Source organism: Pseudomonas sp. P129 (assembly GCF_020312195.1).
Classification (GTDB): Bacteria; Pseudomonadota; Gammaproteobacteria; order Pseudomonadales; family Pseudomonadaceae; genus Aquipseudomonas; species Aquipseudomonas fragariae.
Genome location: NZ_JAGPYS010000032.1, coordinates 1 through 1,434 on the forward strand (window position 1 = coordinate 1; position 1,434 = coordinate 1,434).

1 protein-coding gene is annotated in these 1,434 nt (G+C 53.4%); it reads left to right on the forward strand.

Going from position 1 to position 1,434, the window contains the following annotated elements:
- Nucleotides 1-53: 53 nt before the first annotated feature.
- A protein-coding gene (locus tag KBY02_RS25990; RefSeq protein WP_096127119.1) for an IS3 family transposase occupies nucleotides 54-1,405 on the forward strand; the annotation gives its coding sequence in 2 pieces (ribosomal slippage) (nucleotides 54-513 and nucleotides 513-1,405; 1,353 coding nt in all).
- Nucleotides 1,406-1,434: the final 29 nt, after the last annotated feature.

A 1,434-nucleotide genomic window follows, 5' to 3' on the forward strand; every position in this document is an offset into this window, starting at 1 on the left:
GTGGACTGCCCCCAAGAAGTTGGACACCAATCCGACCTAATGGGGGTGTTCAAATGGCCAAGTATTCAGAGCAATTCAAACTCACCGTCGTCAAAGCGTACCTTGAAGGCAACATCGGCTTTCGTAAGGTGGCCAGTCAGTTCTCGATCGATTTCAGCCTGCTTCGACGCTGGGTCGCCAATTACAAGAGCCATGGGCACACAGGCCATCGCAAGCCTGGTCTTCGGTACAGTAAAGCCTTCAAACGCTCAGTGCTTGAGCACAAGCGCGAGCACGGGCTGTCGCTTCGCCAGACCGCAGCGCATTTTGGTATTGGTGATCCTGGCCAAATAGTCATTTGGGAACAGCAGCATTACAGTGACGGTCTAGCCCCGCGTGTTCCCACAAGAAGAAAGCCTGCTGCCATGCCCAAGAAGCCTTATCCCACCGAACCCGTAACCGCTGACGATACGCACAAGACACGCGACCAGTTAATGGCCGAGCTTGAATACCTGCGCATGGAGAACGCTTACCTAAAAAAGTTGGAAGAGTTGAAGGAGCAGCAACGACGGCAAAAGAAAAAGCCCTGATCGTCAAACAACTGAGGAACCGGTTTCCGATGTGCGCCCTTCTGACGCTGGCGGGCTTGGCGCGCAGCACGTTTTACTATCAGGCTCAGGTGCAATCCAGACCCGATCCAGATGCAGCTCTGAAGCAGGAGATAGAGCGTGTTTATCACGAGGAGAGAGGTCTTTATGGGGCTCGGCGTATCACGGCGGTCATTCGCAACTCAGGCACGTTGGTCAACAAGAAGGTTGTGGAGCGATTGATGGCTGAACTGGGCCTCAGATCAGTTGTGCGACCCAAGAAGTACCGCTCCTATAAGGGCACCGTCGGGAAAATTGCGCCGAATTTGCTGGAGCGCAAGTTCACGGCGCAACGCCCGAACCAGAAATGGGTGACCGATGTGACAGAGTTTAAAGTGGCCAATCGAAAGCTGTATCTCTCGCCCGTGATGGACCTGTACAACGGTGAGATCGTGGCGTACGAAGTGTCTACCAGGCCGTGCTTCGAGCTGGTCACCAATATGCTGGACAAGGCTCTCCAGCAGTTGCAGGACGAGCCGAAGCTTGTGATGCACTCGGATCAGGGCTGGCAGTATCAACACGCGCAGTACCGTCAGAAACTGGCGGTAAAGGGTGTAAAGCAAAGCATGTCTCGTAAGGGAAATTGCCTGGACAATGCCGCAATGGAAAGCTTCTTTGGTACGCTGAAGTCCGAGTTTTTCTATTTGAAACGATTTGAAAGCATAGAAGAGCTGAAGGCAGGTCTGGATGAGTACATCCGCTACTACAACAATGACCGCATCAAGCTGAAGCTAAACGGCTTGAGCCCCGTAAAATACAGGGCTCAGGCGGCGAGCTAAAACTGTCCAACTTTCGGGGGGCAGTCCAC